Below are 26875 nucleotides of genomic sequence, written 5' to 3'. Positions count from 1 at the left end.
AACTAGCATTGGCTGTGCCTATGGATCCGCGCCGCCTGCTCACCTTCCGGACGGTCGCGCACGAGCGCTCGTTCTCCCTCGCCGCGCGGCGGCTCTCGCTCTCGCAGCCCTCCGTGTCGAGCCAGGTGGCCCTGCTCGAGACCGAGGTCGGCGTGCGGCTGCTCGAGCGCGGCCGGCGCGGCGTTCGGCTGACCCGTGCCGGCGAGGTGCTGCTCGAGCACGCCGACCACGTCGCCTGGCGACTCGAGCTCGCCGAGAAGCAGATCGCCGCGCTCGCCGACGAGCACCGCGGCGAGATCCGCCTCGGAGCGTTCCCGACGTCGCTGGCCGGCCTCGTCCCGGCGGCGCTCGCCGCGCTGCAGACAGGGGTCCGGGTGCGGTTGAGCGAAGTCACGCCCCGATCCCTCGAGCCGCGGCTGCTGAGCGGCGAGTTCGACATCGCCCTCGGCTACCAGGACGCCACCGTCGAGCGGCGCGAGATCAATGGCGCCGAGCGGATCGACCTCGCGCGCGAGACGTTCCTCGTCGGCCTGCCGCCCGGCCATCGGCTCGCCCACGACGATGGGCCGCTCGCGCTGTCGCAGCTCGCGGACGACGACTGGATCCTGCCGTCGATGGAGGGCTTCCTCGTGAACGCGTGCCGCGAAGCCGGCTTCGAGCCGCGCGTCGTCGCGATCACGCAGGAGACGTTCGCGGCGCGCGCGATGATCGAGCGCGGCCTGGGCGTCGGGTGGGTCCCGAGCCTCCTCGCGGACGACTACGGCGATGTCGTCGTCCGCCCGGTCGATGGTCCGATGCGCCACCGCGACATCTACGCGCTCCTTCCACCGGGCGACCGGCACCGCCACGCGGGCGACGTCCTCGACGCCCTCCGGGACGCCGCCGAGCAGTTCAGGTGACGAGCGCGCTGGCGACCACGGCGTCCTCCCAGCTCATGCCGGTCGACTTGAAGAAGCGGGGGCGGCGGGCGGGGACCTCGGTTCCCGCGACGAGCTCGGCGAGCGTGGTGAGCTGGTCCCCTGCCAGGCCGGCCGCGATGACGTCGCCGGCTTCACGCAGTGCCGACGTGCGGGACTCGACGACGACGGTCGCCCGGATGACGAGGTGATCGTCCACCTCGCGGGCGCCGGGTTCGTGGGAGCCGACGGCGATGACGAGCGCGTCGTCCTTCACGCGGGAGCCGTCGAAGAGCGGCTCTCTCGCGGTCGTGGCGCAGCAGATCACGTCGGCCTCCCCCACCGCGGCGTCGACCTCGTCCGGCAGCGCATCGCGGCCGAAGACGGTCGTCTCCTGTATCGCGCGGACCTCGGCGATCGCCTCGGCGTGAGCGCGGGCCTGGGGACCGCGGCCGAAGACGACGAGCCGCCGGGCGCCCGGTGGGGCGAGCCGGCGGGCGGCGACGAGCGAGACCGCCGGCGTTCGGAGGTTCGTGAGCGCGACTCCGTCGACCAAGGCGACCGGCGCGAGCGTGCGCGCGTTGAAGACGACGCAGACGCCCTGGATGCGCGGGTCGCCGCCGATGCTGACGAGCTTGACCACGCCGTGCGTCGCCGTCGCGGACGGCATGACGAGCAGTTCCCCGTTCCCCACCGGGAGGCTGATGCGCGGCGGGTCGGACTCCGGGTCGAGCCCCGCGGCGAGCGCCGCTTCGAGCGCGTCAGCCGCGGCGGAGACGCCGAGACTGCGGGCGTCGACGAACGGGAGGTCGTTCACCGCAGGACGAAGCCCGTCCCGAGGTCGTCGCGCGGGTCGAGGACGAAGCGGTGCTCGCCGGTGCGGAACGCCGTTCCGGCGACCTCGGTGAGCACCCCTTCCGCGCTCTCTCCGATCGCCCGAGCGCGGAACGTCGTGCCGGCGATCGAGTCGTTTCGCCACTCGTCGCCGGCGCCGATCTCGCCGTCGGCCAGCAGCAGCGCGGTCCGGGCCGACGTCGCCGAGCCCGTCGGCGACCGGTCGACCTCGCCGTCGGCGAAGATCGCGACGTTGCGGTGATGGCGCGGGCCGACCCGCTCCGTCAGCACCGTCCCGTAGATCCCGGACAGGCGGTCGTCGGTGGGATGCCGCGAGACCTCCGTGCCGTCGAGCGCCCCCTTGACGGCGCGCCCGGCGGAGATGAGCCGGGGAAGAACGTCCGGCACGACGCGCAAGCCGAAGGCCTCCGCGGGAACGAACGCGTAGAACGCGCCGCCCCACGCAACGTCCGCCTTCACCTCGGCTGCGGTGACGTCGCGCGCGATCACGCGCGCGGGGACGTTGACGAACGCGACCTCCTCGACGACGCCGCCGGCGCACCGGACGCGCGCGGTGACGCGGCCGGACGGGACGTCGATCACGACGTCGACCTCTCCGTCGGCAGGCGCGCCGACGCGGCCGGTCTCGACGGCCCACGCACCGAGGGCGATCGTCCCGTGCCCGCACGCGGTCGAGTAGCCGTCCTTGTGCCAGAACAGCACGCCGAAGTCGGCGCCGTCGTCGTCCGGCGGCACGACGAAGCAACCGTACATGTCGGCGTGGCCGCGGGGCTCGTGGCAGAGCAGCCGGCGGACGCGGTCGATCTCGTCCGACCCCGAAGCGCTCTCGCGCCGCTCGACCACCGCCGCGCCCGCGATCTCGCCGACGTCGCTGACGACGATCCGGAAGGGCTCGCCGGCCGTGTGGTAGTCGATCGTCTCGATCGTCATCCGCGTTCGTTGAGCGCGACGGCCGCCCGCACGAGCTCGCCGAGCGCCGCTGCGTCGATCGCCTCGCCCTCGCGGATGTCGATCGCCCGGCGCGTCTTCCCTTCGAGGCTCGAGTTGAACAGGCCCACGGGATCGTCGAGCGACGCGCCCTTCATGAAGGTCAGCTTGACGACGCTCTTGTACGTCTCGCCCGTGCAGACGATCCCGTCGTGGGACCACACCGGCGTGCCGGGGCTCGTCGCCTTCGCCCACTTCCATTCCTCGACGATCTCCGGATCCGCGTCGCGGATGATCGCCCGCACCTCCGCGAGCGTCGCTCCGCGCCAGTCGTCCAGCTCGGCGATCCGCTCGTCGATCTTGCGGGATGCGTCATCCATCGCGTTCTCCTTCCACGTACGCCGCGAGGTGCTCGCCGGTCAACGTCGGCCGGTCGGCGACGAGGTCCCCGGGCGTCCCGGTGAAGACGACCCGTCCCCCGTCCTGCCCCGCCCCCGGGCCGAGGTCGATGATCCAGTCGGCGTGCGCCATGACGGCCTGGTTGTGCTCGATGACGATGACCGACTTGCCGCCGTCGACCAGCCGGTCCAGCAGGGCCAGCAGCTGCTCGACGTCGGCGAGATGCAGGCCGACCGTCGGCTCGTCCAGCACGAAGACGCTGCCCTTCTCGCCCATGTGCACCGCCAGCTTCAGCCGCTGGCGCTCGCCGCCGGACAGCGTCGTCAGCGGCTGGCCGAGCGTCAAGTAGCCGAGGCCGACGTCGGCGAGCCGCTCGAGCACCTTCACCGCCGCGGGCACCGGCGCCGCGCCGTCGGCGCCGAAGAACGCCAGGGCCTCCGCGACCGGCATCGCGAGCACCTCGCTGATGTCGCGCCCGCCGAGCTGGTACTCGAGCACCGACGCCTGGAAGCGCTTGCCCCCGCACTCCTCGCACGTCGACGCGACGCCGGCCATCATCGCCAGGTCGGTGTAGACGACGCCGGCGCCGTTGCAGGTCGGGCACGCGCCCTCCGAGTTCGCGCTGAACAGCGCCGGCTTGACGCCGTTGGCCTTCGCGAACGCCTTGCGGATCGGCTCGAGGACGCCGGTGTACGTCGCGGGGTTGCTGCGGCGCGACCCGCGGATGGCGCTCTGGTCGACGGTGACGACGCCGTCGCGCCCGGACACGGACCCGGCGATCAGCGAGCTCTTCCCCGACCCCGCCACACCGGTGACGACGACGAGCACGCCGAGCGGGATGTCGACGTCGACGTCCCGCAGGTTGTGCAGGGAGGCGCCGCGCACCTCGAGCACGTCGGACCACGGACGGACCGCCTCCTTGAAGGAGGCGCGATCGTCGAGGTGCCGGCCGGTCAGGGTGCCGGAGGACCGCAGCCCGGGGACGGTGCCCTCGAAGACCACCTCGCCACCGCCGGCACCGGCGAGCGGGCCGAGGTCGACGACGTGGTCGGCGACGGCGATGGTCTCCGGCTCGTGCTCGACGACGAGCACCGTGTTGCCCTTGTCGCGCAGCTGCAGCAGCAGCTCGTTCATGCGCTGCACGTCGTGCGGGTGCAGCCCGATCGTCGGCTCGTCGAACACGTACGTGACGTCGGTCAGCGACGAGCCGAGCTGCCGGATCATCTTCGTCCGCTGCGCCTCGCCGCCCGACAGCGTGCCCGTCGGGCGATCCAGCGACAGGTAGCCGAGCCCGATCTCGACGAACGACTCGAGCTGCTCGCGCAGCGCCGACAGCAGCGGCGCGACCGACGGCTCGTCCAGCTTCCCCACCCACGCGGCCAGCTCGCTGATCTGCATCGCGCACGCGTCGGCGATGCTCACGCCGGCGATCTTCGACGACCGGGCGCCCTCGCTCAGCCGCGTCCCCTCGCACTCGGGGCAAGTCTGGAACGTCACCGCCCGCTCGACGAACGCCCGCACGTGCGACTGCAGCGCGTCGACGTCCTTGGAGAGCATCGACTTCTGCATCTTCGGGATCAGCCCCTCGTACGTGAGGTTGATCCCGTCGACCTGGATCTTCGTCGGCTCCTTGTGCAGCAGATCGCCGAGCTCGCGCTTGTTGTACTTCGCGATTGGCTTGTCGGGATCGAAGAAGCCGCAGCCGCGGAAGATCCGCCCGTACCAGCCGTCCATCGAGTAGCCGGGGATCGTGATCGCGCCCTCGTTGAGCGACTTGCTCTCGTCGTAGAGCTGCGTCAGGTCGATGTCGCTGACGGCGCCGCGGCCCTCGCAGCGCGGGCACATGCCGCCGGTCCGCGTGTACGTCGCCTTGACCGTCCGGCGGTTGCCCTTCTCGACGGTGATCCCGCCGGTCGCACGCACCGAGGGGACGTTGAAGGCGTAGGCACTCGGCGGTCCGATGTGCGGGTCGCCCAACCGGCTGAAGAGGATCCGCAGCAGCGCGTTGGCGTCCGTCGCGGTGCCGACCGTGGAACGGGGGTCGGCGCCCATGCGCTCCTGGTCGACGACGATCGCCGGCGTCAGGCCGTCGAGCAGGTCGACCTCCGGGCGCGAGACCGTCGGCATGAAGCCCTGGACGAACGCGCTGTAGGTCTCGTTGATGAGCCGCTGCGACTCCGCGGCGATGGTGCCGAAGACGAGCGAGCTCTTACCCGACCCCGACACCCCGGTGAACACCGTCAGCCGCCGCTTCGGCAGCTCGACGCCGACGTCCTTGAGGTTGTTCACCCGCGCCCCGACGACGCGGATCCGCTCGTGGCTGTCGGCGGCGTGGTCCGTCGCCATTCAGCGCAGCTCTTGGATGCGGAGCAGGTTGCCGGCCGGGTCGCGGAACGCGCAGTCCCGGATGCCGTAGGGCTGGTCGGTGGGCTCCTGCACGACCTCGGCGTCGCTCGCCTGGATGCGCTCGAAGGTGCCGTCGACGTCGTGGGTGGCGAGGTTGATGCTCGCGAACGTCCCCTTGGCCATCATCTCGGCGATCGTGCGCTGCTCGTCCTCGGTGATGCCGGGCGTGGCGTGCGGCGGGTAGAGCACGATCGACGTGCCGGGCTGATCGGGCGGGCCGACGGTGATCCACCGCATCCCCTGGAAGCCGACGTCGTTGCGGACCTCGAAGCCGAGCACGTCGCGGTAGAACGCGAGCGAGGCTTCCGGATCGCTCTGCGGGAGCATGGCCTGGTAGATCGAGATGTCCATGGCGGTCAAGCTACGTCGCGGCCGGGGCCCGCGCTTCTCGATTCCTGATCGGTCTCGTGACCTGCTTGGCGACGCACGGCGCCATCCCGTCTGTGGCGCCCGCCTGCTTGCGGCGATACGCGCCGGGTGGCATGCCGACGAGCTCGGTGAACCGCGTCGTGAACGTCCCGAGCGACGCGCAGCCCACCTCGAAGCACACCTCGGTGACGCTGAGGTCGCCGCGCCGGAGCAGCGCCATCGCGCGCTCGATGCGGCGCGTCATGAGGTAGCTGTACGGCGACTCCCCGTACGCGAGCTTGAACTGCCGGCTCAGATGCCCCGCCGACATGTGCACGCCGCGTGCGAGCGCCTCGACGTCGAGCGGCTGCGCGTACTCGCGGTCGATCCGGTCGCGGACGCGGCGCAGCAGCGCGAGGTCGTTCAGGCGCTGTGAGCTCGTCATGGTGCGATCGTGCCAGACGGCTCCCCCCGAAAGCAGACGGGCCCGCACTAGGCGGGCCCGCTGGCTAGATCGCATTGGGAGGAGGAGAGTCCCGGGTCGCTTCTGGCCCGGCGGCTTCAGAAATCGCGGCTCAGAGGCCGCGTGAGCGATCTGCACCCGACGTCATCGGCCGCTCGGCGAGCACCTTTAGGGCCTGACGAACCCGACGAGGAGCTTGCCGATCTCGATCGTTCCCGTGCCGCTCGTGACGGCCGGGTCCTCGGCGGCATGCGCGCGCAGCGCGTCCTCGTCCGCGTCGTCCCCCTCGACGACGCCGAGGCCCCACGATCCCTGGCTGTCGAGCACCGGCCCGAAGACGACCATCCGGCCCTGCTCTATGTACGGCTGCCAGTGCGCGGCGTGGCGCCCCATGATCTCCCGCTCGGCGTCGGTCATGTCGAGCGCGAACGTCGGTCGCGGTCCCTTGAGGCGGATGACGAAGGTGGCCATGCTCCGCGACGCTACGCACGCATCCTCAACGGCGCCTGAAGCAGCGGTAGAAGGTGGTTGAGCGCTCTGTCGCACGATCGTCCGGCGCCACGGCCGCATCGTCAACCGCTGCCGCCTGCGGAGCACGGCGTGGAGCGCGACGCTGCCGCTGCAGCCCGTCGAGTCGCCGGCACCGTCGTCGCCGGCGCCCACGCCGAGCTCTCGCCGCCAAAGGGCGAAGGCGCCGATGAGGATCGGCGCGTGGCAGGGTCCCCATGGACATGACCGATCGAGATCCGGCCCTGGAGCCCTTCGACGCGCTCATCGGCACCTGGGACACCGAGGCGACCCATCCCGAGTTCGACGGCGTGGTCACCGGCTGGGTGACCTACGAGTGGCTCGAGGGCGGCAAGTTCATCGTCGTGCGCTCGCACAACGACCACGAGCTCTTCCCCGACGCCATCTGCGTCATCGGGCGCCCCGAGGAGGGCGAGGGCCTCGTCCAGGAGTACTTCGACTCACGCGGCGTGCGGCGCACGTACGGCATCGAGCTGCAGGACGGCGTCCTGCGCATCTGGCGCGACCACCCCGGCTTCGACCAGCGGATGGAGACGCGGATCGGCGTGGACGAGTACGAGGGCCTGTACCAGCTGGCGCGGGAGCCGGGCGAGTGGAAGGACGACCTCCACGTGAAGTACCGCCGGCGCCGTTAGGGTCGGCCGCATGCTCTCCGAGGACGTCCGGGCCCGCCGCGAGAAGGTCGTGCTCGACCACTTCCGCGACGAGGTCGAGCAGGACTGGGACGCGGTGCTCTCGACGTTCCCGCACCCGCGGTACGAGATCGTGCCGACGCAGACGGTGCACGACGGTGACGGCGCGGTGCGCGGCTACTACCACGACACGCGCACGGCGTTCCCCGACCAGCACCACGAGATGATCGCGCTGCGCCACAGCGACGACGCGGTGATCGTCGAGTTCCACCTCCTCGGCACCCACCTCGGGCCGTTCGGCGCGGTGCCGCCGACGGGGTCGAAGTTCAAGGTTCGCATGACCGCGTACTTCGTCTTCGACGAGCGCGAGGAGCTGGTCACGGAGCGGATCTACTTCGACCAGCTGACGTTCATCCGCCAGCTGCTGAGCGGCATCGACGCGAAGTCGCCCAAGGGCGCGCTGCTGCTCCTGAAGGTGCTGCGCGGCCTGGCGAAGATGAGCCGCGAGCCGAAGGACGTCATCCCCGACGACCCGGCGCGGACGGCCGCGCCCGCACCCGCCGACTAGCCTCCCGGCCGTGCAGCGCTCCAAGTTCACCGAGCCGATGCTGATCGTCCTCGCGGTGCTCGTGCCGCTGGCGGGCCTGGTGCTCGCCGTGCTGGAGCTGTCGCGCGGCGAGCGCGCCCTCGCCGTGCGCATCGGCGCGGCGACGGTCCTGGGGATCTGCCTCTACGCGCTGCTGTTCAGCTGAGTCACGCGGCGGCGGTGATCGCCGCCTCCTCGAGGCGGCCGTCCTCGTGAAGGAGGTGCGCGCGGTCCTCGTGGCAGATGACCGACCGGGCGGTGCTGCCGGTCGCGCGGGCGGCGAGCAGCGCGGCCGCGATGCGGTGGACGTCGCGGACGAGGCCGAGGCGGAAGAGCGAGCGGGTCTCGTTCGCGAGCTCCCCGTCGCCCGCGCGCAGGACGACGCGCAGGTCGGGGTTGAGCGAGCGGGCGGCCATCGCGATCGAGATGTTCTCGAGGTCGTCCGGCGTGACCGCGGCGAGCGCGACGGCGTGCGACAGCGAGAGGCGCCGCAGCAGCGACGGGTCCGCGCCGCGGCCGATCACGACCGGCAGCCCGAGCTCCTTGGCCGTCCCGACGTTCTCCCCCTCCTCGCGATCGTCGACGGCGACGACGCCGATCCCGCAGCGGCGCAGGAGCAGGCACAGGCGCAGGCCCACCTGCCCGACGCCGACGACCACGACGTGATCGCGGCGCGGGACGGCGCGACGGCCCGCGATGCCGGTCAGGCGCCGGTCGATCAGGCGGTTGACGATGCCGGCGGTGAAGAGCGCCTCGAAGACGAGCGCCAGCAGCATCAGCACGCTGATGACCACCTTGAAGCCCTTCGGGCCGTCAGCGACCTCGTCGTTCGGGTCGACGGTCACGAGCGTCTTGGACGCGCCATAGAACGCGTCGACCACGTTCTGCTCCAGCACCGCCACCGCGGTCGCCGTCTCCGCCGCGAGGCAGCCCGCCAGCCCGAACGCGCCGACGAGCATGAGCGCCGCGCTCTTGTCGTAGGGCCGGACGAGCGCCCGCGCGATGGCGCGCACGCGGCGCTGTGGCGGCACCTGGATGCGGACCTCCTCGATCTCGGAGCCGTCGTCCGCCGGCCGCAGCCCGACCGGCGGCCCGTCGTCGACGACGCGGACCGCCTCGATGTCCTCGCCCATGCAGGGCCCGGCGAGCGACGGGGCGACGATGTCCGCCAGCGAGGTGACGTCGGTCTCCCCCAGCTGGTCGAGGTGGCGGACCGTGGTCGGGTCGAACGCCGTCACGAGCATCGGCAGGTCCGGCGCGGCGGACCGCACCATGAGCGCGGTCCGGATGGCGAACGCGTCGTCGCTCGACACGACGACCGCGCGGTCGACGTCCGCGGCGATCCGCTCGACCTCGCGATCGGAGGGCTCCGGCAGCCGGATCACATCCGCCTCGAGGGCATCGAGCGCCTGGCGGACCTCCTCGGCGAGGTCGCCGGCGCCCAGCAACATGATCCGTTCCGCGGGCACGGCCGCGCGGAGCCTACGCCGCACCGGGATCCGAAGCGGTGGCGGACCGATCCGTTGACCCGCCATGATCACCGCCATGCGCGAGGACCTGACCGCTCTGCTCCGCGAGCTCGTCTCGATCGATTCGGTCAACCCGTCGCTCGTGCCGGGCGGCGCCGGCGAGGCGGCGATCGCGGCCCACATCGCCGCGTGGTCGCGGGCCGCCGGCCTCGACGCCGACGTGCTCGAGGCGACGCCGGGCCGGCCGAGCGTCGTGGTCCGCGCCCGCGGCACCGGAGGCGGACGCACCCTGCTGCTGTGCGGCCACATCGACACGGTCAACGTCGAGGGGATGGCCGATCCGTTCGGCGCCCGCGTGGACGGCGACCTGCTCCACGGCCGGGGCGCCTACGACATGAAGGCGGGCGTGGCGGCGGCGCTGGTCGCCGCGCGCCAGGCGGCACGGGCCGGACTGGCCGGCGACGTCGTGGTCGCGGCCGTCGCCGACGAGGAGCACGCGAGCCTCGGCGTGCAGGAGGTGCTCGCCGGCGTCAGCGCCGACGCGGCGATCGTGACCGAGCCGACCGAGCTCGAGGTCGTCGTCGCCCACAAGGGCTTCGTCTGGCAGGAGGTCGAGGTGACGGGCCGCTCGGCGCACGGGTCCCGCCCCCACCTCGGCGTCGACGCGATCGTGCGGATGGGCGGCGTGCTCACCGCGCTCGGTGCGCTGGACGAGGCGCTCGCGGGCCGGGCGCACCACCCGCTGCTCGGCCGCGGGTCGGTGCATGCGTCGGTGATCTCGGGCGGCGTCGAGCTGTCGAGCTACCCGGCGTCGTGCGTCCTCGGGCTGGAGCGCCGAACGCTCCCCGGAGAGACCGCGGCCGACGTGGAGCGCGAGGTGGCGGAGCTGCTCGACCGCTGCCGCGCGGCCGATCCGGCCTTGGAGGCCGAGGCGCGGACGCTGCTCGTCCGCGAGCCCTTCGAGGTCGGGCGGGACGCGGAGGTGGTCGGTGCCGTCGAGGCTGCCGCGGCGGAGGCCATGGGCCGCACGCCCGCCGTCGGCGGCGCGAGCTACTGGGCCGATGCCGCGTTCATCGCCGCCGCCGGCATCCCGACGGTTATGTTCGGGCCCGGCGGAGAGGGAGCCCACGCCATCGAGGAGCACGTCAGCCTCGGCGACACCGAGGTCGTCGCGAAGACGCTGGTCGGGGCGGCCCGGAGGATCTGCGGGTGAGCGGCGGAGACGACGACGCGCCGGCCGGCGCCTCCGGCGGGCATCTCGCCGTGCGGACGTTCGTCAACCCCGCTCTGGGCGAGGCGGCGGTGCCCGCGCCGGTGCGCGACGCCGCGGCGTTCCACACCTCGCTGCCCGGCTACGCGCCGACGCCGCTGCGCGAGCTGCCCGGCATCGCCGCCGAGCTCGGCCTCGGCGCGGTGCTGCTGAAGGACGAGTCCAACCGGCTCGGGCTGCCGGCGTTCAAGGTGCTCGGCGCTTCGTGGGCGGTCGAGCGGGCCCTCGCCGAGGCCCCCGGGACGCGCGTGCTGGTGGCCGCGAGCGCCGGCAACCACGGCCGCGCGGTCGCGCACGTCGCCGCGCAGCGAGAGCTCGCCGCCCGGATCTTCCTGCCCGAGCGATCGCTGCGAGCGCGCCGCGAGGCGATCGAGGGCGAAGGCGCGGAGGTCGTCGTGGTCGACGGCACCTACGAGGACGCCGTCGCAGAGGCGGAGGCCGCGGCCGCCGAGCCCGGCGTGCTGCTCGTGGCCGACGTCGGCGCCGACGGCCCGGCCGCGTGGGTGGTCGACGGCTACGCGACGCTCTTCGACGAGGCCGCCCGTCAGGCGCCGTACGACGTCCTGCTCGTCCCCGTCGGCGTCGGGTCGCTCGCTGCGGCGGCGGTCCGCCACGCCGCGTCGACCGGTCGCGTCGCGATCGGCGTCGAGCCGGTCGCCGCCGCCTGCCTGACCGCCTCGCTGCGCGCCGGCGAGCCGGTGACCATCCCCACGCCGGGCACCACGATGGCCGGCCTCGACTGCGCGGAGGTCAGCGAGGCCGCGTGGCCCACCCTGCGCGCCGGGATGGCCGGCACGACCACGGTCTCCGACGCCGAGACGGCCGCGGCGATGGCCGAGCTCGAGCGCCACGGGCTGCGCATCGGCGAGTCCGGGGCGGCGCCGCTCGCCGCGCTGCGCGCGCTCATGACCGAAGGCGAGGACCTCCGCGCCGCCGCCGGGATCGGCCCGGAGACGCGCGTCCTCCTGGTCGCCACCGAGGGAAGAACCGGTGAGGCGCCGCCATCCGGGGAATGACCGCGGGACGATGTCGCTGAGGCCGATCGCAGTTCTCGCCCTGCTGCTGCTGGCGCTGGTGGCCCCGGCTTGCGGCAGCGAGGACATCGACCGGGCGCGGACGCAGGCCGAGGAGCTGCGCGACCGCGTCGAGCAGCGGATCGACAAGGCCAAGCAGGAGTTCGAGGACCGCCGCGAGCGCTTCGGCAAGCGCATCGAGGAGGTCATGAACGAGCTCGAGCGCGTCTTCGAGCGGCCCGAGCAGACGCTGCCACAGGTCCAGGCGCGCGGCCGCAACGAGGCGACGACGATCGACGCGTTCCTCACCGACCTCCTCACGAACATCGACGCCTACTGGACCAAGACGTTCCGCAACGCCGACCTCCCCACCCCGCGCGTCAGGTACGACTGGATCGCGCCCGGCGCCACCGTGCTCACCGGCTGCGGCGAGCCGGCCGGCGACAGCGCCGCGTTCTACTGCCCCGCCGACGACACGATCTACGTCGCCCAGCGCTTCGCCGCCGACCTCTACAACGGCGTCGTCGAGGGCCTGCCCGGCCAGCAGGCGGGCTACGGCCGCGCGGCGGGCGACTTCGCCGTCGCCTACGTGCTCGCCCACGAGTACGCGCACAACCTGCAGGCGGAGCTCGGGATCTTCGACGGCACGCTCGGCCGGTCCGCGAAGCCGTTCGAGCTGCAGGCCGACTGCCTCGCCGGCGTCTGGGCGTACTCCGTCTACGCCGAGCGCGCGCTCGAGCCCGGCGACCTCGAGGAGGCGACGAACGCGGCGCTCGCGGTCGGCGACTTCGACTACTCCAACGCCCAGCACCACGGCACGCCGCAGGAGCGCCGCGAGGCGCTGCTCACCGGCTTCGAGGACGGCCAGCCGTCGAGCTGCGACCGCTACCTGACCTGATCAGTTGATCGGCGTGCCGCCCTGGCCGGGCGACGCCTTCACGGTCACGCGCTCGCAGTTGCGGACCTTGTACTTGTGCCCGCGCTTGTTGCGGCCCGACGTGTAGTAGATGTCGTTGCCGGGCCCGCAGTCGACGGTGCCCCAGCCGTAACGCGCCTTGACGAAGTCGTTGCCGGGGCCGGCCTTGATGATGTTGTGGCCCTTGCTGCCGTAGATGAAGTCGCGGCCGGCGCCACCGGTGAGGCGGTCGGTCTGGCTGGGGCCGCCGCCCGGCTTGTAGTCGCCCCACAGCACGTCGCCGCCGGGGCCGGCCCAGATCGTGTCGTCGCCGTGCCCGCCGAGCAGCTTGTTGTGCACGCGGCCGTCCCTGACGCAGCGGCCCGTCACGCAGCGCTGCAGCCGGTGGTGGCAGAGCTGCCCGTTGCGGTGCTCGGCGTCGCAGCTGTAGGACGAGTCCACGCCGTGGAACGGGTCCCGGCCGGGCCGGCCGTCCAGCGGCCGGGCGTCGTCGTCGAACTGGTTGAGCAGCACCATGCCGGTCGTGGCGGGCCAGCCGTCCTCGCGCTGGTTGACGGCCCCCTCCGGGGCGGCCAAGGCGAGCGCGGCGGTGGCGGACATGGACAGGGCAAGGCAGAGAGCAAGCAGGAACGGGCGCATGGGAAGAGGGAGACTCGGGGGCGGGCGGGTCTGCAACGGTGATCGGCAATCGCCGGACCGTCCCTGAGCCTAAGACGCCAGTCCCCGGTTCCTGTCAGCACGAACTGACGGAATCCGTGGGGCGCCGGGCCGGTACCGTGCCGCGCTTGGGCGTCAAGGGGACGATCAACGCCGGGCTGTCACGGCTCGGCTACCGGCTGGTCCGCGAGGACACCCTCGAGGAGACGCTGCAGGCTGCGCGGGCTGCGAGGAAGGCGGGCAAGCGGCGCGGCAAGCCGAAGCCGGCGCCCATCCCGGCTCACGTCGACCCGGCCGCCAAGGCGACGATCGCCGCGGTGCGGCCGCGCACGATGACCGCGCCGGACAAGCTCCACGCGCTCATCGTCGCGACCCGCCACGTCGTCGACCACGATCTGCCCGGCGCGTTCGTCGAGTGCGGCGTGTGGCGCGGCGGGAGCATGCAGGCGATCGCGCGGACGCTGCTCGACCGCGGCGTGCGCGATCGCGACCTGCACCTGTTCGACACGTTCGAGGGCATGCCGCCGCCCGGCGACGAGGACCGCCGCCACGACGGGCGCAGCGCGGCCGAGCTGCTCGAGGCTGCCGACCGCAGCGCGAACGTCTGGGCCGTCGCGGGCCTCGACGACGTCCGCGCCGGCATGCAGGAGACGGGCTATCCCGAGCAGCGGATCCACCTCCACCCCGGCCGCGTCGAGGACACCATCCCCGGCGACGCGCCGGGGACGATCGCACTGCTGCGCCTCGACACCGACTGGTACGCCTCGACGCGCCACGAGCTCGAGCACCTCTACGACCGGCTCGTCCCCGGCGGCGTGCTCGTGCTCGACGACTACGGCTACTGGGAGGGCGCGCGCAAGGCGGTCGACGAGTTCCTCGCCGACCGCGGCGAGCGGTTGCTGCTCGTCCCGATGGCGTCGGGACGGATCGCGGTGAAGGCCTGAGCTACAGCGACTCGGACCCGGCGGGGTCCCCGAGCGCCGCGGCGAGCGCGTCGGCGCGCAGGAGGTCCATCGGCGCGAGCATCGCGCCGGTGACCGGCAGGGCCTCGTCGTCGTCGGACCGTGTCCAGCCGCGGGCATGGCGGCTGTCGACCCACTCGTGGAGCGCGTCGTGGAGCACGATGAAGCGGGCGAGCGGCAGGACCACGCGGGCGTGACCACCGTGGCCGGCGAGGTGGTCGAGCTCGTCGCGGACGCTCGTCAGCTCGCGCAGCGCGAGGACGTCGTCGATGTCGAGATCGTGGCCGCGATGGCGTTCGAGCACGATCTCGGCGATCGCGTGCTCGGCCGCACGGAGCTGGTCCGTCGACACGTCGAACGCGACGTTGCACACCGGCGTGCCGTCGGGCTCGTGGAGCGTCGTGATCTCGCCGTTGATCATCAGTGAACGGTAGCTACCCGGTAGGTCGGCATCGCGTGCACATCCTGTCGCACCACAACGTCATCCGTTTCATCGGCCCGCTCGCCAAGATCTGATGGTGGACGTCCACATCGCCTATCCGCCCGAGCTGCCGGTCAGCGCCCGGCGCGACGACCTGCTCGAGGCCATCCGCGACAACCAGGTGGTCGTCGTGGCGGGCGAGACGGGGTCCGGCAAGACGACGCAGCTGCCGAAGCTCTGCCTCGAGCTCGGCCGCGGCGCGGACGCGATGATCGCCCACACCCAGCCGCGGCGGATCGCCGCGCGGACGGTCGCGGACCGGATCGCGCACGAGCTGCAGGTGCCGCTCGGCACCGCCGTCGGCTACGCGGTCCGGTTCACCGACCGCAGCAGCGAGGAGACCCGGCTGCGGGTGATGACCGACGGGCTGCTGCTCGCCGAGATCCGCCACGACCGGCTGCTGCGCCGGTACGACACGATCATCGTCGACGAGGCGCACGAGCGGTCGCTGAACATCGACTTCCTGCTCGGCTCGATCCACCGGATCCTCTCGCGGCGCCCCGACCTCAAGCTCATCATCACGTCGGCGACGATCGATCCGGGCCGCTTCGCCGTGCACTTCGGCGACGCACCGGTCGTCGAGGTGTCCGGCCGCACGTACCCGGTCGAGGTGCGTTACCGCCCACCCGAGGAGGACGCCGACCAGGTCGACGCGATCGGCGACGCGGTCGACGAGCTCATCCGCGACGGCAGCGGCGACGTGCTCGTGTTCCTCAGCGGCGAGCGCGAGATCCGCGACACCGCCGACGCGCTGACCGGCCGGCTCGGCGCGTCCGCCGACGTCCTGCCGCTCTACGCGCGGCTGTCGACGGCCGAGCAGCAGCGCATCTTCCAGCAGCACACGAAGCGGCGGGTCGTGCTGGCGACGAACGTCGCCGAGACGTCGCTGACCGTGCCGGGCATCACCGCCGTCGTCGACCCCGGGACCGCGCGCATCAGCCGTTACAGCGCGCGGCTGAAGGTGCAGCGGCTGCCGATCGAGCCGATCTCCCAAGCGTCCGCCGACCAGCGCAAGGGCCGCTGCGGCCGCACCGCCCCCGGCACCTGCATCCGCCTGTACTCCGAGGAGGACTTCGCGGAGCGACCGCGCTTCACCGATCCGGAGATCCTGCGCACGAGCCTCGCCTCGGTGCTGCTGCAGATGCTGTCGATCGGCCTCGGCGACATCGAGGACTTCCCGTTCCTCGACCCGCCGGACCGGCGGCAGGTGCGCGACGGCCTGAACCTGCTGCAGGAGCTGGGAGCGATCGACGACGGGCGCCGCCTCACCCGCATCGGCCGCCGGGTCGCGCAGCTGCCCGTCGACCCGCGGCTCGCGCGGATGGTCGTCGAGGCCGACCGGCTCGGCTGCGTCGACGAGGTCATGGTCATCGTCGCGGCGCTGTCGATCCAGGACGTGCGCGAGCGGCCGGCCGACAAGCAGGCGCAGGCCGACCAGCTGCACGCGCGCTTCACGCAGGAGGGCTCTGACTTCCTGACGCTGCTCGCGCTGTGGCGGTACCTGCGCGAGCAGCAGCACGCGCTGTCGGGCAACCAGTTCCGCCGGCTGTGCAAGTCCGAGTACCTGCACCACCTGCGCGTGCGCGAATGGCAGGACCTCGTCTCGCAGCTGCGCCGGTCGGCGCGCGCGGCCAAGGTCACGCGCAGCCGCGAGCCGGCCGAGCCGCGCGAGATCCACCAGGCGCTGCTGTCCGGCCTGCTGTCGCACGTCGGCATGCGCGACGGCGCGCGGCGCGAGTACGCGGGCGCGCGCAACGCGCGGTTCGCCATCTTCCCCGGGTCGGTGGTCGCGAAGAAGCCGCCGGCGTGGGTCATGGTCGCGGAGCTCGTCGAGACCTCGCGGCTGTTCGGGCGCACCGCGGCGCAGATCCAGCCGCAGTGGCTGGAGCCGCTCGCCGAGCACCTCATCAAGCGCCAGTACAGCGAGCCGCGCTGGGACCGCAAGCGCGCCTCGGTCGTCGCCACCGAGCGCGTGACGCTCTACGGGCTGCCGATCGTCGGTGGGCGCACCGTCGCCTACGGCGCGATCGACCCGGCGCTGTCGCGCGACCTGCTCCTGCGCCGCGCGCTCGTCGAGGGCGAGTGGGACGCGCCGCACGCGTTCCTCGAGGAGAACCGCCGCCGCGTGCGGGAGGTCGAGCAGCTCGAGGACCGCGTGCGCCGCCGCGACCTGCTCGCCGACGACGGGACGCTGTTCGCGTTCTTCGACGAGCGGGTGCCGGAGAGCATCGTGTCGGGGCGGCACTTCGACCGCTGGTGGCGCGACGAGCGGCGCCGCCATCCGGACCTGCTCACGTACCCGCACGAGGTGCTCGTCGACCCGGCCGCGGCGGCGGCGCTCGACCCGAAGGCGTTCCCGTCGCGGTGGAAGCAGGGCGACCTCGTCTTGGAGCTGTCGTACCGCTTCGCGCCGGGCGAGGAGGACGACGGCGTCACCGCGCACGTCCCGCTGCAAGCGCTGGGGCAGATCACCGGGCGCGGCTTCGATTGGCTCGTGCCGGGGCTGCGCGAGGAGCTCGTGACCGCGCTGCTGCGGTCGCTGCCCAAGGAGCAGCGCCGCGCGCTCGTGCCGATCCCCGAGGTGGCGGCCGAGGTGCTGGAGCGGCTGACGCCGCGCCGCGATCCCTTGCTCGACGCCGTCGCCGCCCAGCTCGCGGCGCTGCGGGGGGTGCGGGGCGCGCGCGAGGCGCTCGACCTGCGGCGGCTGCCCGACCACCTGCGCATGCGGTTCGTCGTCGAGGACGGCGACGGGGCGCCGCTCGCCGCGGGGCGTGAGCTGGACGCGCTGCGCGCGGAGCTGCGGCCGAAGCTGCGCGCCGCGCTGGCGGGCGCGGCGCGGCCGCTCGAGCACCGCGGGCTGGCGGCGTGGACGATCGGCGACCTGCCGCGGACGATCGCGCTGCCGGGCACGGGACAGGCGGTGCGCGCGTACCCGGCGCTCGTCGACGAGGGCACGACGGCGGGCGTGCGCGTGCTCGACACACCGGAGGAGCAGGCGGCGGCGATGCGGCTCGGGACGCGGCGGCTGCTGCTGCTCACGATCCCCGATCCGCTCAAGTGGGTCGCCGGCCGGCTGACGTCGGCGGAGCAGCTCGCGCTGGCGGCCGCGCCGCACGGCAGCGTCGCCGCGGTGCTCGACGACGCGCGCGCGGCCGCCGTCGACCACCTCATGCAGCGCGCGGGCGGCCCGGCGTGGACCGAGCAGGACTTCGCGCGGCTGCGCGAGCGCGTGGCCGGCGAGCTCGCGGACACGACGCTCGCCGTCGTGCGGCAGGTCGCGCGGATCCTCGACGCCGAGCGCGACGTGCGCCGGCGGATGGAGTCGACGACCGCCGATGCGCTGCAGTCCTCGGTACGCGACGTCGCCGCGCAGCTGCAACGGCTCGTCGGGCCGGGGTTCATCGCGCCGACGGGCGTCGCTCGCCTCGCGGACGTCGAGCGCTACCTGCGCGCCGCCGACCGGCGCCTCGAGCGGCTCCCCACGATGGTCGCCGGCGACCTCGACCGGATGCGCGCGATCCACGAGCTCGAGGCGCTGCACCGCGAGCGGCTCGCGGCGTGGCCGAAGGGCCGGCCGCTGCCCGACGAGCTGCGCGAGGTCCCGTGGCTGCTCGAGGAGCTGCGCGTCAGTCACTTCGCGCAAGGCCTCGGTGTGCGCTCCCCGGTGTCGGCCAAGCGGATCAGGCGGGTCCTCGACGCCGTGGGGGCACGCAACTAGGCAACCCCCCGACGCCACCCCGGGCGGCCCCGGGAGAACGTGGGGCCATGCTCCGCTCCTCCCGACTCCTCCTCACCGCCGCCGCGGCATGCGTCGCCGCGGCGGTCCTCGCCCCGATGGCGTCGGCCGACTCGATCGCGTACGTCAAGGACGGGAACGTCTGGCTCTCGACGCCGGACGGATCACGCTCCTTCCAGGTCACCTCGACCGGCCAGTACGCCGACGTCTCGCAGGCCGACGACGGCACGATGATCGCGCTGACCGGGGTCCGGCTGCACCGCCTCGACCGCATGGGCAACGTGCTCGCCGACTTCGACACGCCCGTCTCCGATCTGCGCGACGCGGGCGCCCGCACGTTCTTCGGCCCGTTCGATCCGGCCATCTCGCCGGACGGCACGAAGTTCGCCTACACGTACTACTACAACACTCAGGGAACGTCCTCGACGTGCTACCCGCCGCAGTGCGTCGTCGCGTACAACGAGGGCGGCACGGGCTACTCGTGGGCCGACCGGCAGACGAGCTGGGACGACCCGCAGCTCGGCCGGCACTCCGGCTGGCGGCACCCGTCGTGGATCGACGACGACACGCTCATGCTGAGCAACCCGACGCACCTGCCGAACAGCGACGTCGTGCTCGACACGCTGAGCGACGGCTCCGCCAACAAGGGCGTCATGGTCCACAACTGGTTCAGCGACACCGTCGAGGGCAACAAGGGCCTCGCGCACGGCGACATCACGCGCGACCGCAAGAAGATGGCGTTCGTCACCGGCGGCGCCGACGAGACGCTGACGGTCTACGCCGTGCCGAACTTCCCGACGACGTTCAAGGACGGCATGGCCGCCTCCTCGACGTACCCGAGCGTCTGCTACCGCTACTCGAACCCGAACGGCGGCAAGTTCGCCGTCCCGACGTGGTCGCCGCACGGCACGAAGCTCGCGATGCAGCAGGGCGACGGCATCCACATCGCGGAGGTCCCGTCGTTCGACGGCGGCTGCACGACCGCGGGCGCGACGGAGAACCCGCCGCTCGTGATCGCCGGCGCCACCGAGCCCGACTGGGGCCCGGCGGACGTGCCCGCGGACCGTCCGGTCACCGACAAGGGCGCTCAGCAGGGCGGCGGTCCGGCCGACACCGGCGGCTCGGCCGGCGGCGCTATCAGCGCGAAGGCGTCGCGGTCGTCCGTGAAGGCCGCGCTGCGCAAGGGCCTGCGCGTCACCGTGTCCGTGCCGGGCGCCGGCAAGGTCGGCGTCGTCGTCAAGCGCGGCGGCAAGACGGTCGCGAAGGCCGCGGCGAAGCAGGTCGCGGGCGGCAAGGTCGTCATGACCGCGCGGTTCACTGCTGCGGGCAAGCGTGCGCTCGCCCGGACGCGGAAGGCGAAGCTCGCGGTCAAGGTGACGTTCGCCCCGGCGGGCGGCGCCACCCAGACCGCGTCCTTCTCGGCGTCGCTGCGCTAGGACGCCTTCCTCACCCACGTGGCAGCTTGCCGGCGCACGACGTCGGCGAGCTGCCCGAGGGCGATGTTCGCGTCGACGAGGTGCAGGCCCCAGCCGGCGTCGGGCGAGGGCTGCAGCGCGGGCGCTCCCCCACGCGGCGTGATGACCAGCGCCTGCGCTCCGTCCTCGTCGACGCACCGCGCGGTGTACGGGCCGACGACCTCGATCCACGGCGTCCGCGCCGTCGGGAGGTCGTTGCCGACGATGTCGATCACCGCGGCGATCGTTCCCTCCGCGAACGGCGTCGACGGGTAGATCGACGTGACGGTCGCCGGGCCGCCGCCGAGCGCGGCGGGGTTCGTGCAGGCGACCTCGTTCTTCGTCGCGTCGGCGGCGCGGCCGAAGCGCGAGCCCTGCGGCGGCGTCTCGCCGAACGTCGAGAACGCGAGGACGCAGCCGGTTTGCGTCGACTTCGCGCAGGTCGGGACGTTCTTGAACGTGCCACCGCGGTCCGAGCCGCGCTTGGTCTCGACGTTGCCGCCGAGGAGCACGGCCGAGATGAGCTTCCGGCGCACCTTCGGGTTGGTGTCGATCTGCTCGGCGATGAGCCGCTTGAGGACGAACGTGCCCTGCGAGTGGCCGATGAGCACGACGCCGCGGCCCTTGTTGTCCTTCTCGAGGTACTCGCGCCAGGCCGCGAGCACGTCGGCGTAGCCCTGGTCGCGCATGGTCGTCGTGATCTTGTCCGGCTCGAGCAGGCCGCGCAGCGTGATCTGCCGGTAGACCGGCGCGTACATGCGGCAGTCGCGCGTGTAGCGGGCGGCCTGGTAGAGCGCGATCGATCGCAGGACGTCGTCGACCTTGCGGTTCGCCTGGATCGTCGTCTGGTCGCTGACCGTCGGGTAGACGTAGAAGCAGTCGAACTTCGGCCTCTTCGCGCGCTGGATGCGGTCGATGCCGAGCACCTTGCCGGTCGGCGTGACCTTCGTCGTGGTGAGCGAGACGCGGCAGGCGTCCTGCTTGAGGCCGGGGTTGCAGAGCCATGTCGTCTTCGCGTGTGCCGGGGTGGCGGCGAGGGACAGGAGGAAGGCGGCGGCTGCGAGCAGGGGCAGCGCACGGCGGGCGGTGACCATCGGTCGGAGGCTATTCGTCGCGTTCGTAGAGTGAGCGCTCATGCCCGCCGACCCGTCGCCTCGTGCTTCGTACCGCGACGGGTTCCGCGCCGGGACGCCGTACGCGCTGGCGGGCTTCCTCGTGTCGTTGTCGTTCGGGGTCCTGGCGCGCGACGTCGGGATGACGGCCGTGCAGGCCGTCGTCATGTCGGCCATCGTCTTCGCGGGGTCGGCGCAGTTCGCGGCGCTGTCGATCGTCGCGTCGGGCGGGTCGATGGGAGCGGCGGTCGGAGCGGCCGCGCTGATGAACTCGCGGTTCCTGCCGATGGGGATCGCCTTGGCGCCGTCGCTGCCGGGCGGCCCGCTGTTCCGCGGCGCGCAAGGGCAGGCGGTGGTCGACTCGTCGTGGGCGATGGCGGCGCAGGGCGACGGCAGCTACGACCGCTGGTTCCTGTTCGGCTCGACCGCCGTGCAGTACCTGACGTGGTTCAGCGGGACGCTCGTCGGCGCGCTCGGCGGGTCGGTCATCGGCGACGCCGACCGGCTCGGTCTCGACGCGGTCTTCCCCACCTTCTTCCTCGCGCTGCTGCTCGTGGAGGTGCGCAACCGCGACGCGCGGCCGGTGGCGATCGCGGGCGCGCTGATCGCTCTGGCGACCGTGACCTTCCTGCCGGCCGGCCTGCCGGTGCTCCTGGCGAGCGTCGCGGCCCTGTACGGGTTGCGCGTCTACCGGCGCGCGGACGAGACCCCGGTGGCCGGGGCCACGAGCGGCGAGCGCCCCGGTCCGGGGAGCGAGTCGTGAGCACGGGCGCGTTCTGGGCGCTCATCGCGCTGTGCGCGATCGTCACCGCGATCATCAAGGCCGCAGGCCCGGTCGCCCTCGGCGGCCGCGACCTGCCCGAGGCGTTCTCCGCGGTGATCCGGCTCATGGCTCCTGCGCTGCTCGCCGCGCTCGTCTGCGTCGCGGTCTTCGCCGATGAGCAGGAGCTCGGCGTCGGCGCCAACACCGCCGGCGTCGCGGTCGCCGGCGTCGCCCTGTGGAAGGGCGTCTCGGTGATCACCGGCGTGCTCATCGCCGCCGTCGTCACCGCGCTCCTCCGCGCCGCCTGATCACGCCGGCGCCGCCGCGTTCACGCCGCGCGCGTCTCTCCCCCGTCCAGCGCGACCCTTCGCGCGAGGACCGTCACCGCGGCGAGCGCGGCGGCGGCCGCCGCGGCGAGGAACGCGGTGCCAGTTCCGCGGTGCTCGACGATCGCGCCGCCGAGGACGCTGCCCAGGCCGACGCCGATGCTGTTGGCGGCGCTGAGCCAAGCGAACGCCTCCGCGCCGCCGCGACCGCCGCTCGCGCGGTCGAGGCTCACCGACGCCGCGGCCCACTGCGCGGCGGACGGCGCGCCGGACACGAGGAGCAGCGCGCCGAGGACGACGGCCGCCTCGACGGGCGCCATCAGCGCGAGCAGCGCGGCGCTCACCGCGGTCGCGGCGGCGAGCTGCACCGACGGCGCGCTGCGCCACGTCCGCGCGCCGAACGCCAGCCCGCCCATGACGCCGCCGACCGCGAAGAGCGCGAGCAGCACGCCGGCCGCGCCCGCCGCTCCCCGTTCCTGAGCGAACGCGGGCACGGCGACGTCGACGACCCCGAGCGCGACGTCCGCGATCAGCGTCACCAGGACGAGCACGCGCACGCCCGGCCGCCGCATCGGCGAGCGCGGGACATGGCCCTCCGCATGCGTGACCGGCGGCGCCGCAAGAGCTGCGAACGTGAGCGTCCCGGCGATCAGCAGCACGCCGGACAGCGCGAGCGACACCCGCGCGCCCGCGAGCGCGATTCCCGCGCCGGACAGCAGCGGCCCGACGACGAACACCCCGGTTTGCAAAGACGACTCGAGCGCGTATGCCCGCGGGAGGAGAGATCCGGGGGGTTCGCCGCGCCGCGATCTCTCGGCGGCGGCGCCCGCGTCGCCGCCGAGGAGGCGCTGCCATTCGAGCCTCATCGCGGCGACGAGCGGCGGCGTGGTGAGACCGGACAGCGCGGCGAGCGCGGTGAGGACGGCGACGGGTGTGGCTCCCTCTCCCGTCAGGGCCGCGAGGGCGATGAGGCAGGCGCCGCTGATCGCGACGAGCGGCGGGAGGGCGCGGGGTGAGCCGCGGCGGTCGACGAGGCGGCCGCGCAGCGGGGCGCCGAGGGCGACGCCGGCGGAGAAGCCGCCGACGACGATGCCGGCGGAGGCGAACGAGCCGGTCGCCTGCTGGGCGGCGAGGACGAGCGGCAGCCCGAAGGCGCCGATCGCGAGGCGCCCGGCGACGGACGCGGCGACAAGCCGCCGCGCCGTCGTCGTGGCGAAGAGCGGTGCGTAGACGCGCGCTGCGCGTCTCAGCGTTGAAGCGCTCTAGATCGGGGTGACGTTGACGGCCTTGGGGCCCTTGTCCCCGGCCTCAGCGTCGAAGGACACGCGCGCGCCCTCGTTCAGGGTGCGGAACCCGTTCGAGTTGATCGCGCTGTGATGCACGAAGAGGTCCTTGCCGCCCTCATCGGGCGTGATGAAGCCGAAGCCCTTGTCGTCGTTGAACCACTTCACAACACCGGTGGCCATTGGTGGCGCTCCTCCGTCTTGTCTCTGTGCACTGCGGACGCCGACGGATGCTGGGTGCAACGACTGCGAGCGCGAACTGCACGCTTGGTGCCGGACCCGATGCCCGGTCAAGTTGCGCGGAACCTAGCAGTTGCCGCGGGCGAAAGGAAAGCCGGTTTGCAGGATGTTCCCGGGGTTCCCTCAAGAACTCGCGAGCGCGGCGATCGAGATCGCAACGCCGACGGCGATCGCGACCGCCGCGAGCGCCAGCGCAGCGGACGCCACACGGGGCACCACGACCTGCGCGCGATGCGCCTCCGCACGCGCGCTCGCACCGAACAGGACAGCCCCGACGCCGGCCGGCACCGCGACCGCCGGCAGCCATGACGTCACGAGCGCGAACACCGCGAGCGCCAACCCCGCCGTCGCCCGCCGCGAGCTGGTCTTCGTCTCGGGAACCACTCCACTCCGGTTTCCCGCGCATCGCCTCGCGCACGCGAGATCCGCGTCACACAAGCAGTCGATCAGCCGGCGGGCGACAGCGTGGCGAGCACGGCGTGCGCTGCCTCGCGGAGATGGCGGTTGAGCGCCTCCGGCCCTTCGCGCTCGAGGTCGTCGACGAGCTGGGCGTGCTCCGCCGCCATGACGTCGGGCGTCCAGCGGCGCGGGAGCTGGACGACGAAGAGCCGCGTTTCGCCTGCGAGCGCGCGGTGCGCCTCGGCGATGCGGCGAGACCCCCCGGCCTCGACGAGCGCCCGGTGCACGCCGTCGTGCGCGTCGACCATCGCGGCAGCGTCGCGCGCGTCGCACGCCTCCCGCAAGACGGCGACCGCGTCGCGGACCGCATCCGGCAGCCGGCCGTCGTGCCGCTCGAGCGCCAGGCGCACCGCCTCGGTCTCGAGCGCGGTCCGCAGCTCGAAGAGCCCCACGACCGCCTCGGCGTCGAGCGCGGCGACGGACGCGCCGCGGTTCGGCTCGATGACGACGAGCCCCTCCGCCGCAAGCGACCGCAGCGCCGCCCGGACGGTGTGCCGCGCGACGTCGTACGTCGCGACGAGCTCCTGCTCGCGCAAGCGCGCGCCACCGGAGAGCTCGCCCGAGAGGATCCGCGCCCGCACCGCATCCGCCAGCGCGTCGACCGTCGACCGGCGCGCGAGAGGAGCCGGCTCCGCGCTCACGCGCTCGCCTCCGCCGGCCGGCGAAGGCCGTCCTCACCGGCGGAGATCGTTCCGGTGGGCCGGCGACTGCCGTCCTCGCCAACGGAGATCGTCTCGGGGACCTCGGCGGCGGCCTCTCCGACCGGTTCTCCGCGGCGGCCGGGCAGCGCGAGGGCGGCGAGGCCGGCGAGGACGAGGGCGGCTCCGCACACCGCGATCGTGCCGGGGCGTTCGCCGAGGACGATCGCGCCGAGGGCGGCGGCGGTCAGGGGCTCGGCGAGCGTGAGCGTCGCGGTCTCGCCCGCGCCGAGCGAGCGGAGGCCGCGGGCGAAGAGGACGTACGCGATCGCGGTGGGGATCGCGCCGAGGTAGAGCGCCAGGCCGATCCCGTCGGCGTTGCCGAGGTCCTCGCCGCCCGCGAGGACGAGGACCGGGAGGAGCGCGACGCCGGCCAGGCCGAACCCGCGCGCCATGACGGCCTCGGGCGGATGGCCGTCGGCGATGAGACGCTTCGACGCCAGGGTGTACGCGCCGTAGGACGCGCCGGCGATCAGCGCGAGGCCGATGCCGGGCGCGCTGACGCGGCCGTCCGCGCCGCCGAGGACGAGGAGCAGGACGCCGGCGGTGGCAAGCGCCGTGCACGCGGCCCAGCGGCCGGTGAGCGGTGCGCCATCGACGACGCGCGCGAAGGCGCCGGTCAGCGCGGGCGCCGAGCCGAGGGCGACGACGGTGCCGACGGCGACGCCCGTGTCGTCAACGGCGGCGAAGAACGCGAGCTGGTACGCGACGATCCCGACGGCGGCAGCGATCGTGTCCTTGCGCGCCCACGGCCCCTCCGACACGGCCCCGCGCCGCCGCAGCAGCTGATCGATGAGGACGAGCAGCGCCCCGCCGACCGCGATCCGAGCGGCCCCGACCGCCAGCGGCGACGCATCGGGGCCGAGAGCCTGCGCCGTCCCCGTCGTGCCGAAGAGGACCGCCGAGAGGAGAACGAGGACGCGAGGCATTGTGGGATTGTTCCACAATCTTCATGGAGGGGCAAGGCGCATCCGGAAGACGCGGACTGTCGGGACCTCGGGGTCCTTCGTCTCGCGCCACTGGAACAGCGGCGCGGCGCGGTCGAGGAAGCGCGGGAGGTTGCGGCGGTTGGGGTCGGCGAGCCACAGCTCTCCCCTCTCGTCGATCAACCGGGGAAGCAGCGCCATGAGCTGGTCGAGGTTGCGGTTCTCGTAGAGCACGTCGGCGGCGAGGACGAGGTCCCAAGGGGCGCGGGAGACGAGAGCTTCGGGCTCGCCCCACGCGGCGCGCGCGACCTCGATCGACGCCTCGTTGCGCCGCGCGTTCTCCGCCGCGAGCTCCAGCGCATCGGCGGCCCAGTCGCTCGCGAGCACCCGCGCGCCCGCCAAGGCAGCCGTGATCGACGGCAGCGCGAGGCCGCCGCAGCCGAGCTCCAGCACGCGCCGCCCGCGCAGCGACGCGCCCGAGACCGCCCGCGCGAGTGCGACGCCGCTCGGCCACAGCTCGGCCCAGTACGGCATCTGCTCCTCGCGCTCGAAGGCCTCCTCGTCGATGAGCGCGTCCGCGTCCCGCGGCCGCAGCACCTCGAGGACGCGGTCGCGCAGCGGCACGACCTCCTCGACGAGGTCGTCGTCGTCCACGGCGCTCAGTTCTGCAGGGCCGGCATCTCGAACCAGACGCAGGTCGCGCCGTCGTTCTCGACGCCCCAACGAGAAGCCGTACGCGCCAGGATGTGAAGCCCCCATCCGGACGACGAGTCCTGCTCCTCGTCACGCGGCCGCGGCGTGAAGCCGGGGCCGTGGTCGAGGACCGCGACGTGCAACGCGCCGTCCTCCAGCGCCACGCGGAGCTCGATGTCCCCCGTCTCTGCGGGCACATGCCGCACGACGTTGGTCACGAGCTCGGACACCACGAGCCGCGCGTTGCGCAGCGTCTCGTCATCCAGCGCCGGCGCGACGCGATCCAGGACGCGCCTCGCAGCCGGGATCGCATCGGCGTCGTGTGGGAAGGAAGCGCTGAACTGCATGTGCGTCTTGCGTAGTCTCCCCGAAGGGGC

At 73.3% G+C, this 26875-nt stretch carries 30 protein-coding genes; 12 read left to right on the top strand and 18 right to left on the bottom strand.

Features of this window, described 5'->3' with window-relative positions:
* The first annotated feature begins 20 nt into the window (after positions 1-20).
* Positions 21-899 carry a LysR family transcriptional regulator gene (locus tag AC1UE4_RS04850; protein WP_482916087.1) on the top strand — a complete coding sequence of 293 codons (879 nt, stop codon included), beginning with the start codon at positions 21-23 and terminating at the stop codon, positions 897-899.
* Here AC1UE4_RS04850 and AC1UE4_RS04845 read toward each other — a convergent pair.
* From AC1UE4_RS04845 to AC1UE4_RS04815, 7 genes are all read right to left on the bottom strand, one after another.
* Positions 892-1713, bottom strand: a complete 822-nt coding sequence (locus AC1UE4_RS04845) for an ornithine cyclodeaminase family protein (protein WP_482916086.1) — start codon at positions 1711-1713, stop codon at positions 892-894. The two genes, AC1UE4_RS04850 and AC1UE4_RS04845, sit on opposite strands and share 8 nt — an antisense overlap.
* Complete coding sequence (locus tag AC1UE4_RS04840; protein ID WP_482916085.1) at positions 1710-2681, bottom strand: proline racemase family protein; 972 nt, start codon at positions 2679-2681, stop codon at positions 1710-1712. Before AC1UE4_RS04840 ends, AC1UE4_RS04845 begins: the two co-directional genes overlap by 4 nt.
* Positions 2678-3058 carry a DUF1801 domain-containing protein gene (locus tag AC1UE4_RS04835; protein WP_482916084.1) on the bottom strand — a complete coding sequence of 127 codons (381 nt, stop codon included), beginning with the start codon at positions 3056-3058 and terminating at the stop codon, positions 2678-2680. Before AC1UE4_RS04835 ends, AC1UE4_RS04840 begins: the two co-directional genes overlap by 4 nt.
* Entirely contained in the window at positions 3051-5423 is a 2373-nt protein-coding gene (locus AC1UE4_RS04830; RefSeq protein ID WP_482916083.1) for an ATP-binding cassette domain-containing protein, read from the bottom strand. Before AC1UE4_RS04830 ends, AC1UE4_RS04835 begins: the two co-directional genes overlap by 8 nt.
* Positions 5424-5834, bottom strand: coding sequence for a VOC family protein (locus AC1UE4_RS04825; RefSeq protein ID WP_482916082.1), 411 nt, complete (start codon positions 5832-5834; stop codon positions 5424-5426).
* 10 nt (positions 5835-5844) lie between these two features.
* Complete coding sequence (locus tag AC1UE4_RS04820; RefSeq protein ID WP_482916081.1) at positions 5845-6276, bottom strand: helix-turn-helix transcriptional regulator; 432 nt, start codon at positions 6274-6276, stop codon at positions 5845-5847.
* 186 nt (positions 6277-6462) lie between these two features.
* Positions 6463-6765, bottom strand: a complete 303-nt coding sequence (locus AC1UE4_RS04815; protein WP_482916080.1) for a YciI family protein — start codon at positions 6763-6765, stop codon at positions 6463-6465.
* 260 nt (positions 6766-7025) lie between these two features.
* On the opposite strand from AC1UE4_RS04815, the gene AC1UE4_RS04810 reads away from it, so the two are divergent.
* From AC1UE4_RS04810 to AC1UE4_RS04800, 3 genes are read left to right on the top strand one after another with little or no spacing between them, the layout of a single operon-like run.
* A complete protein-coding gene (locus AC1UE4_RS04810; RefSeq protein ID WP_482916079.1) occupies positions 7026-7457 on the top strand; it encodes a hypothetical protein in 432 nt (143 codons plus the stop codon).
* 10 nt (positions 7458-7467) lie between these two features.
* Positions 7468-8022: an ester cyclase gene (locus tag AC1UE4_RS04805; RefSeq protein WP_482916078.1), complete on the top strand. Its 555-nt coding sequence runs from the start codon at positions 7468-7470 to the stop codon at positions 8020-8022.
* 10 nt (positions 8023-8032) lie between these two features.
* Positions 8033-8206 (top strand): hypothetical protein, encoded by a 174-nt coding sequence (locus tag AC1UE4_RS04800; protein ID WP_482916077.1) that lies wholly within the window; start codon positions 8033-8035, stop codon positions 8204-8206.
* Position 8207: 1 nt separating this feature from the next.
* Here the strand turns inward: AC1UE4_RS04800 and AC1UE4_RS04795 are convergent, their stop codons facing one another.
* Positions 8208-9509: an NAD-binding protein gene (locus tag AC1UE4_RS04795; protein WP_482916076.1), complete on the bottom strand. Its 1302-nt coding sequence runs from the start codon at positions 9507-9509 to the stop codon at positions 8208-8210.
* Positions 9510-9573: 64 nt separating this feature from the next.
* Between AC1UE4_RS04795 and AC1UE4_RS04790 the strand changes: the two genes are divergently transcribed.
* From AC1UE4_RS04790 to AC1UE4_RS04780, 3 genes are read left to right on the top strand one after another with little or no spacing between them, the layout of a single operon-like run.
* Entirely contained in the window at positions 9574-10722 is a 1149-nt protein-coding gene (locus AC1UE4_RS04790; RefSeq protein ID WP_482916075.1) for a M20/M25/M40 family metallo-hydrolase, read from the top strand.
* A complete protein-coding gene (locus AC1UE4_RS04785; protein WP_482916074.1) occupies positions 10719-11795 on the top strand; it encodes a pyridoxal-phosphate dependent enzyme in 1077 nt (358 codons plus the stop codon). The genes AC1UE4_RS04790 and AC1UE4_RS04785 overlap by 4 nt, the downstream gene beginning before the upstream one ends.
* A gap of 10 nt (positions 11796-11805) precedes the next feature.
* Entirely contained in the window at positions 11806-12690 is an 885-nt protein-coding gene (locus tag AC1UE4_RS04780) for a neutral zinc metallopeptidase (protein WP_482916073.1), read from the top strand.
* Here the strand turns inward: AC1UE4_RS04780 and AC1UE4_RS04775 are convergent, their stop codons facing one another.
* A complete protein-coding gene (locus AC1UE4_RS04775) occupies positions 12691-13308 on the bottom strand; it encodes a calcium-binding protein (protein WP_482916072.1) in 618 nt (205 codons plus the stop codon).
* 185 nt (positions 13309-13493) lie between these two features.
* Between AC1UE4_RS04775 and AC1UE4_RS04770 the strand changes: the two genes are divergently transcribed.
* The gene (locus AC1UE4_RS04770; protein ID WP_482916071.1) at positions 13494-14309 is read left to right on the top strand and encodes a TylF/MycF/NovP-related O-methyltransferase; all 816 of its coding nucleotides are present in this window, start codon (positions 13494-13496) and stop codon (positions 14307-14309) included.
* A gap of 1 nt (position 14310) precedes the next feature.
* Here AC1UE4_RS04770 and AC1UE4_RS04765 read toward each other — a convergent pair whose 3' ends face one another.
* Positions 14311-14748 (bottom strand): hypothetical protein, encoded by a 438-nt coding sequence (locus AC1UE4_RS04765; RefSeq protein WP_482916070.1) that lies wholly within the window; start codon positions 14746-14748, stop codon positions 14311-14313.
* Positions 14749-14845: 97 nt separating this feature from the next.
* Here AC1UE4_RS04765 and hrpA point away from each other — a divergent pair, with 97 nt between their 5' ends.
* Both hrpA and AC1UE4_RS04755 read left to right on the top strand, forming a co-directional pair.
* Entirely contained in the window at positions 14846-18526 is a 3681-nt protein-coding gene (gene hrpA, locus AC1UE4_RS04760; protein WP_482916069.1) for an ATP-dependent RNA helicase HrpA, read from the top strand.
* Positions 18527-18573: 47 nt separating this feature from the next.
* Positions 18574-19980, top strand: a complete 1407-nt coding sequence (locus AC1UE4_RS04755) for a hypothetical protein (RefSeq protein ID WP_482916068.1) — start codon at positions 18574-18576, stop codon at positions 19978-19980.
* Here AC1UE4_RS04755 and AC1UE4_RS04750 read toward each other — a convergent pair.
* Positions 19977-21092, bottom strand: a complete 1116-nt coding sequence (locus tag AC1UE4_RS04750) for a DUF3089 domain-containing protein (RefSeq protein ID WP_482916067.1) — start codon at positions 21090-21092, stop codon at positions 19977-19979. The two genes, AC1UE4_RS04755 and AC1UE4_RS04750, sit on opposite strands and share 4 nt — an antisense overlap.
* Before the next feature lie 40 nt (positions 21093-21132).
* Between AC1UE4_RS04750 and AC1UE4_RS04745 the strand changes: the two genes are divergently transcribed.
* Both AC1UE4_RS04745 and AC1UE4_RS04740 read left to right on the top strand, forming a co-directional pair.
* Positions 21133-21873 carry an AzlC family ABC transporter permease gene (locus AC1UE4_RS04745; protein ID WP_482916066.1) on the top strand — a complete coding sequence of 247 codons (741 nt, stop codon included), beginning with the start codon at positions 21133-21135 and terminating at the stop codon, positions 21871-21873.
* Positions 21870-22181, top strand: a complete 312-nt coding sequence (locus AC1UE4_RS04740) for an AzlD domain-containing protein (protein ID WP_482916065.1) — start codon at positions 21870-21872, stop codon at positions 22179-22181. The genes AC1UE4_RS04745 and AC1UE4_RS04740 overlap by 4 nt, the downstream gene beginning before the upstream one ends.
* A 20-nt stretch (positions 22182-22201) precedes the next feature.
* Here the strand turns inward: AC1UE4_RS04740 and AC1UE4_RS04735 are convergent, their stop codons facing one another.
* The 7 genes from AC1UE4_RS04735 to AC1UE4_RS04705 all read right to left on the bottom strand — a co-directional run bounded on the left by AC1UE4_RS04735 (position 22202) and on the right by AC1UE4_RS04705 (position 26845).
* A complete protein-coding gene (locus AC1UE4_RS04735; protein ID WP_482916064.1) occupies positions 22202-22936 on the bottom strand; it encodes an MFS transporter in 735 nt (244 codons plus the stop codon).
* A 525-nt stretch (positions 22937-23461) separates the two neighbouring features.
* Complete coding sequence (locus tag AC1UE4_RS04730; RefSeq protein WP_482916063.1) at positions 23462-23665, bottom strand: cold-shock protein; 204 nt, start codon at positions 23663-23665, stop codon at positions 23462-23464.
* Positions 23666-23845: 180 nt separating this feature from the next.
* A complete protein-coding gene (locus tag AC1UE4_RS04725) occupies positions 23846-24061 on the bottom strand; it encodes a hypothetical protein (RefSeq protein ID WP_482916062.1) in 216 nt (71 codons plus the stop codon).
* Positions 24062-24168: 107 nt separating this feature from the next.
* The gene (locus AC1UE4_RS04720; RefSeq protein WP_482916061.1) at positions 24169-24822 is read right to left on the bottom strand and encodes a GntR family transcriptional regulator; all 654 of its coding nucleotides are present in this window, start codon (positions 24820-24822) and stop codon (positions 24169-24171) included.
* Complete coding sequence (locus AC1UE4_RS04715) at positions 24819-25808, bottom strand: DMT family transporter (RefSeq protein WP_482916060.1); 990 nt, start codon at positions 25806-25808, stop codon at positions 24819-24821. The genes AC1UE4_RS04720 and AC1UE4_RS04715 overlap by 4 nt, the downstream gene beginning before the upstream one ends.
* A gap of 21 nt (positions 25809-25829) precedes the next feature.
* On the bottom strand, positions 25830-26459 hold the full coding sequence (locus AC1UE4_RS04710; protein ID WP_482916059.1) for a class I SAM-dependent methyltransferase: 630 nt from the start codon (positions 26457-26459) through the stop codon (positions 25830-25832).
* A gap of 5 nt (positions 26460-26464) precedes the next feature.
* The gene (locus AC1UE4_RS04705) at positions 26465-26845 is read right to left on the bottom strand and encodes an ATP-binding protein (protein WP_482916058.1); all 381 of its coding nucleotides are present in this window, start codon (positions 26843-26845) and stop codon (positions 26465-26467) included.
* Positions 26846-26875 lie beyond the last annotated feature (30 nt).

It is taken from the genome of Parviterribacter kavangonensis (assembly GCF_056863335.1).
The sequence above is the reverse complement of the archived record's forward strand: the minus strand, read 5'-3'. Positions and strand labels throughout refer to the sequence as shown.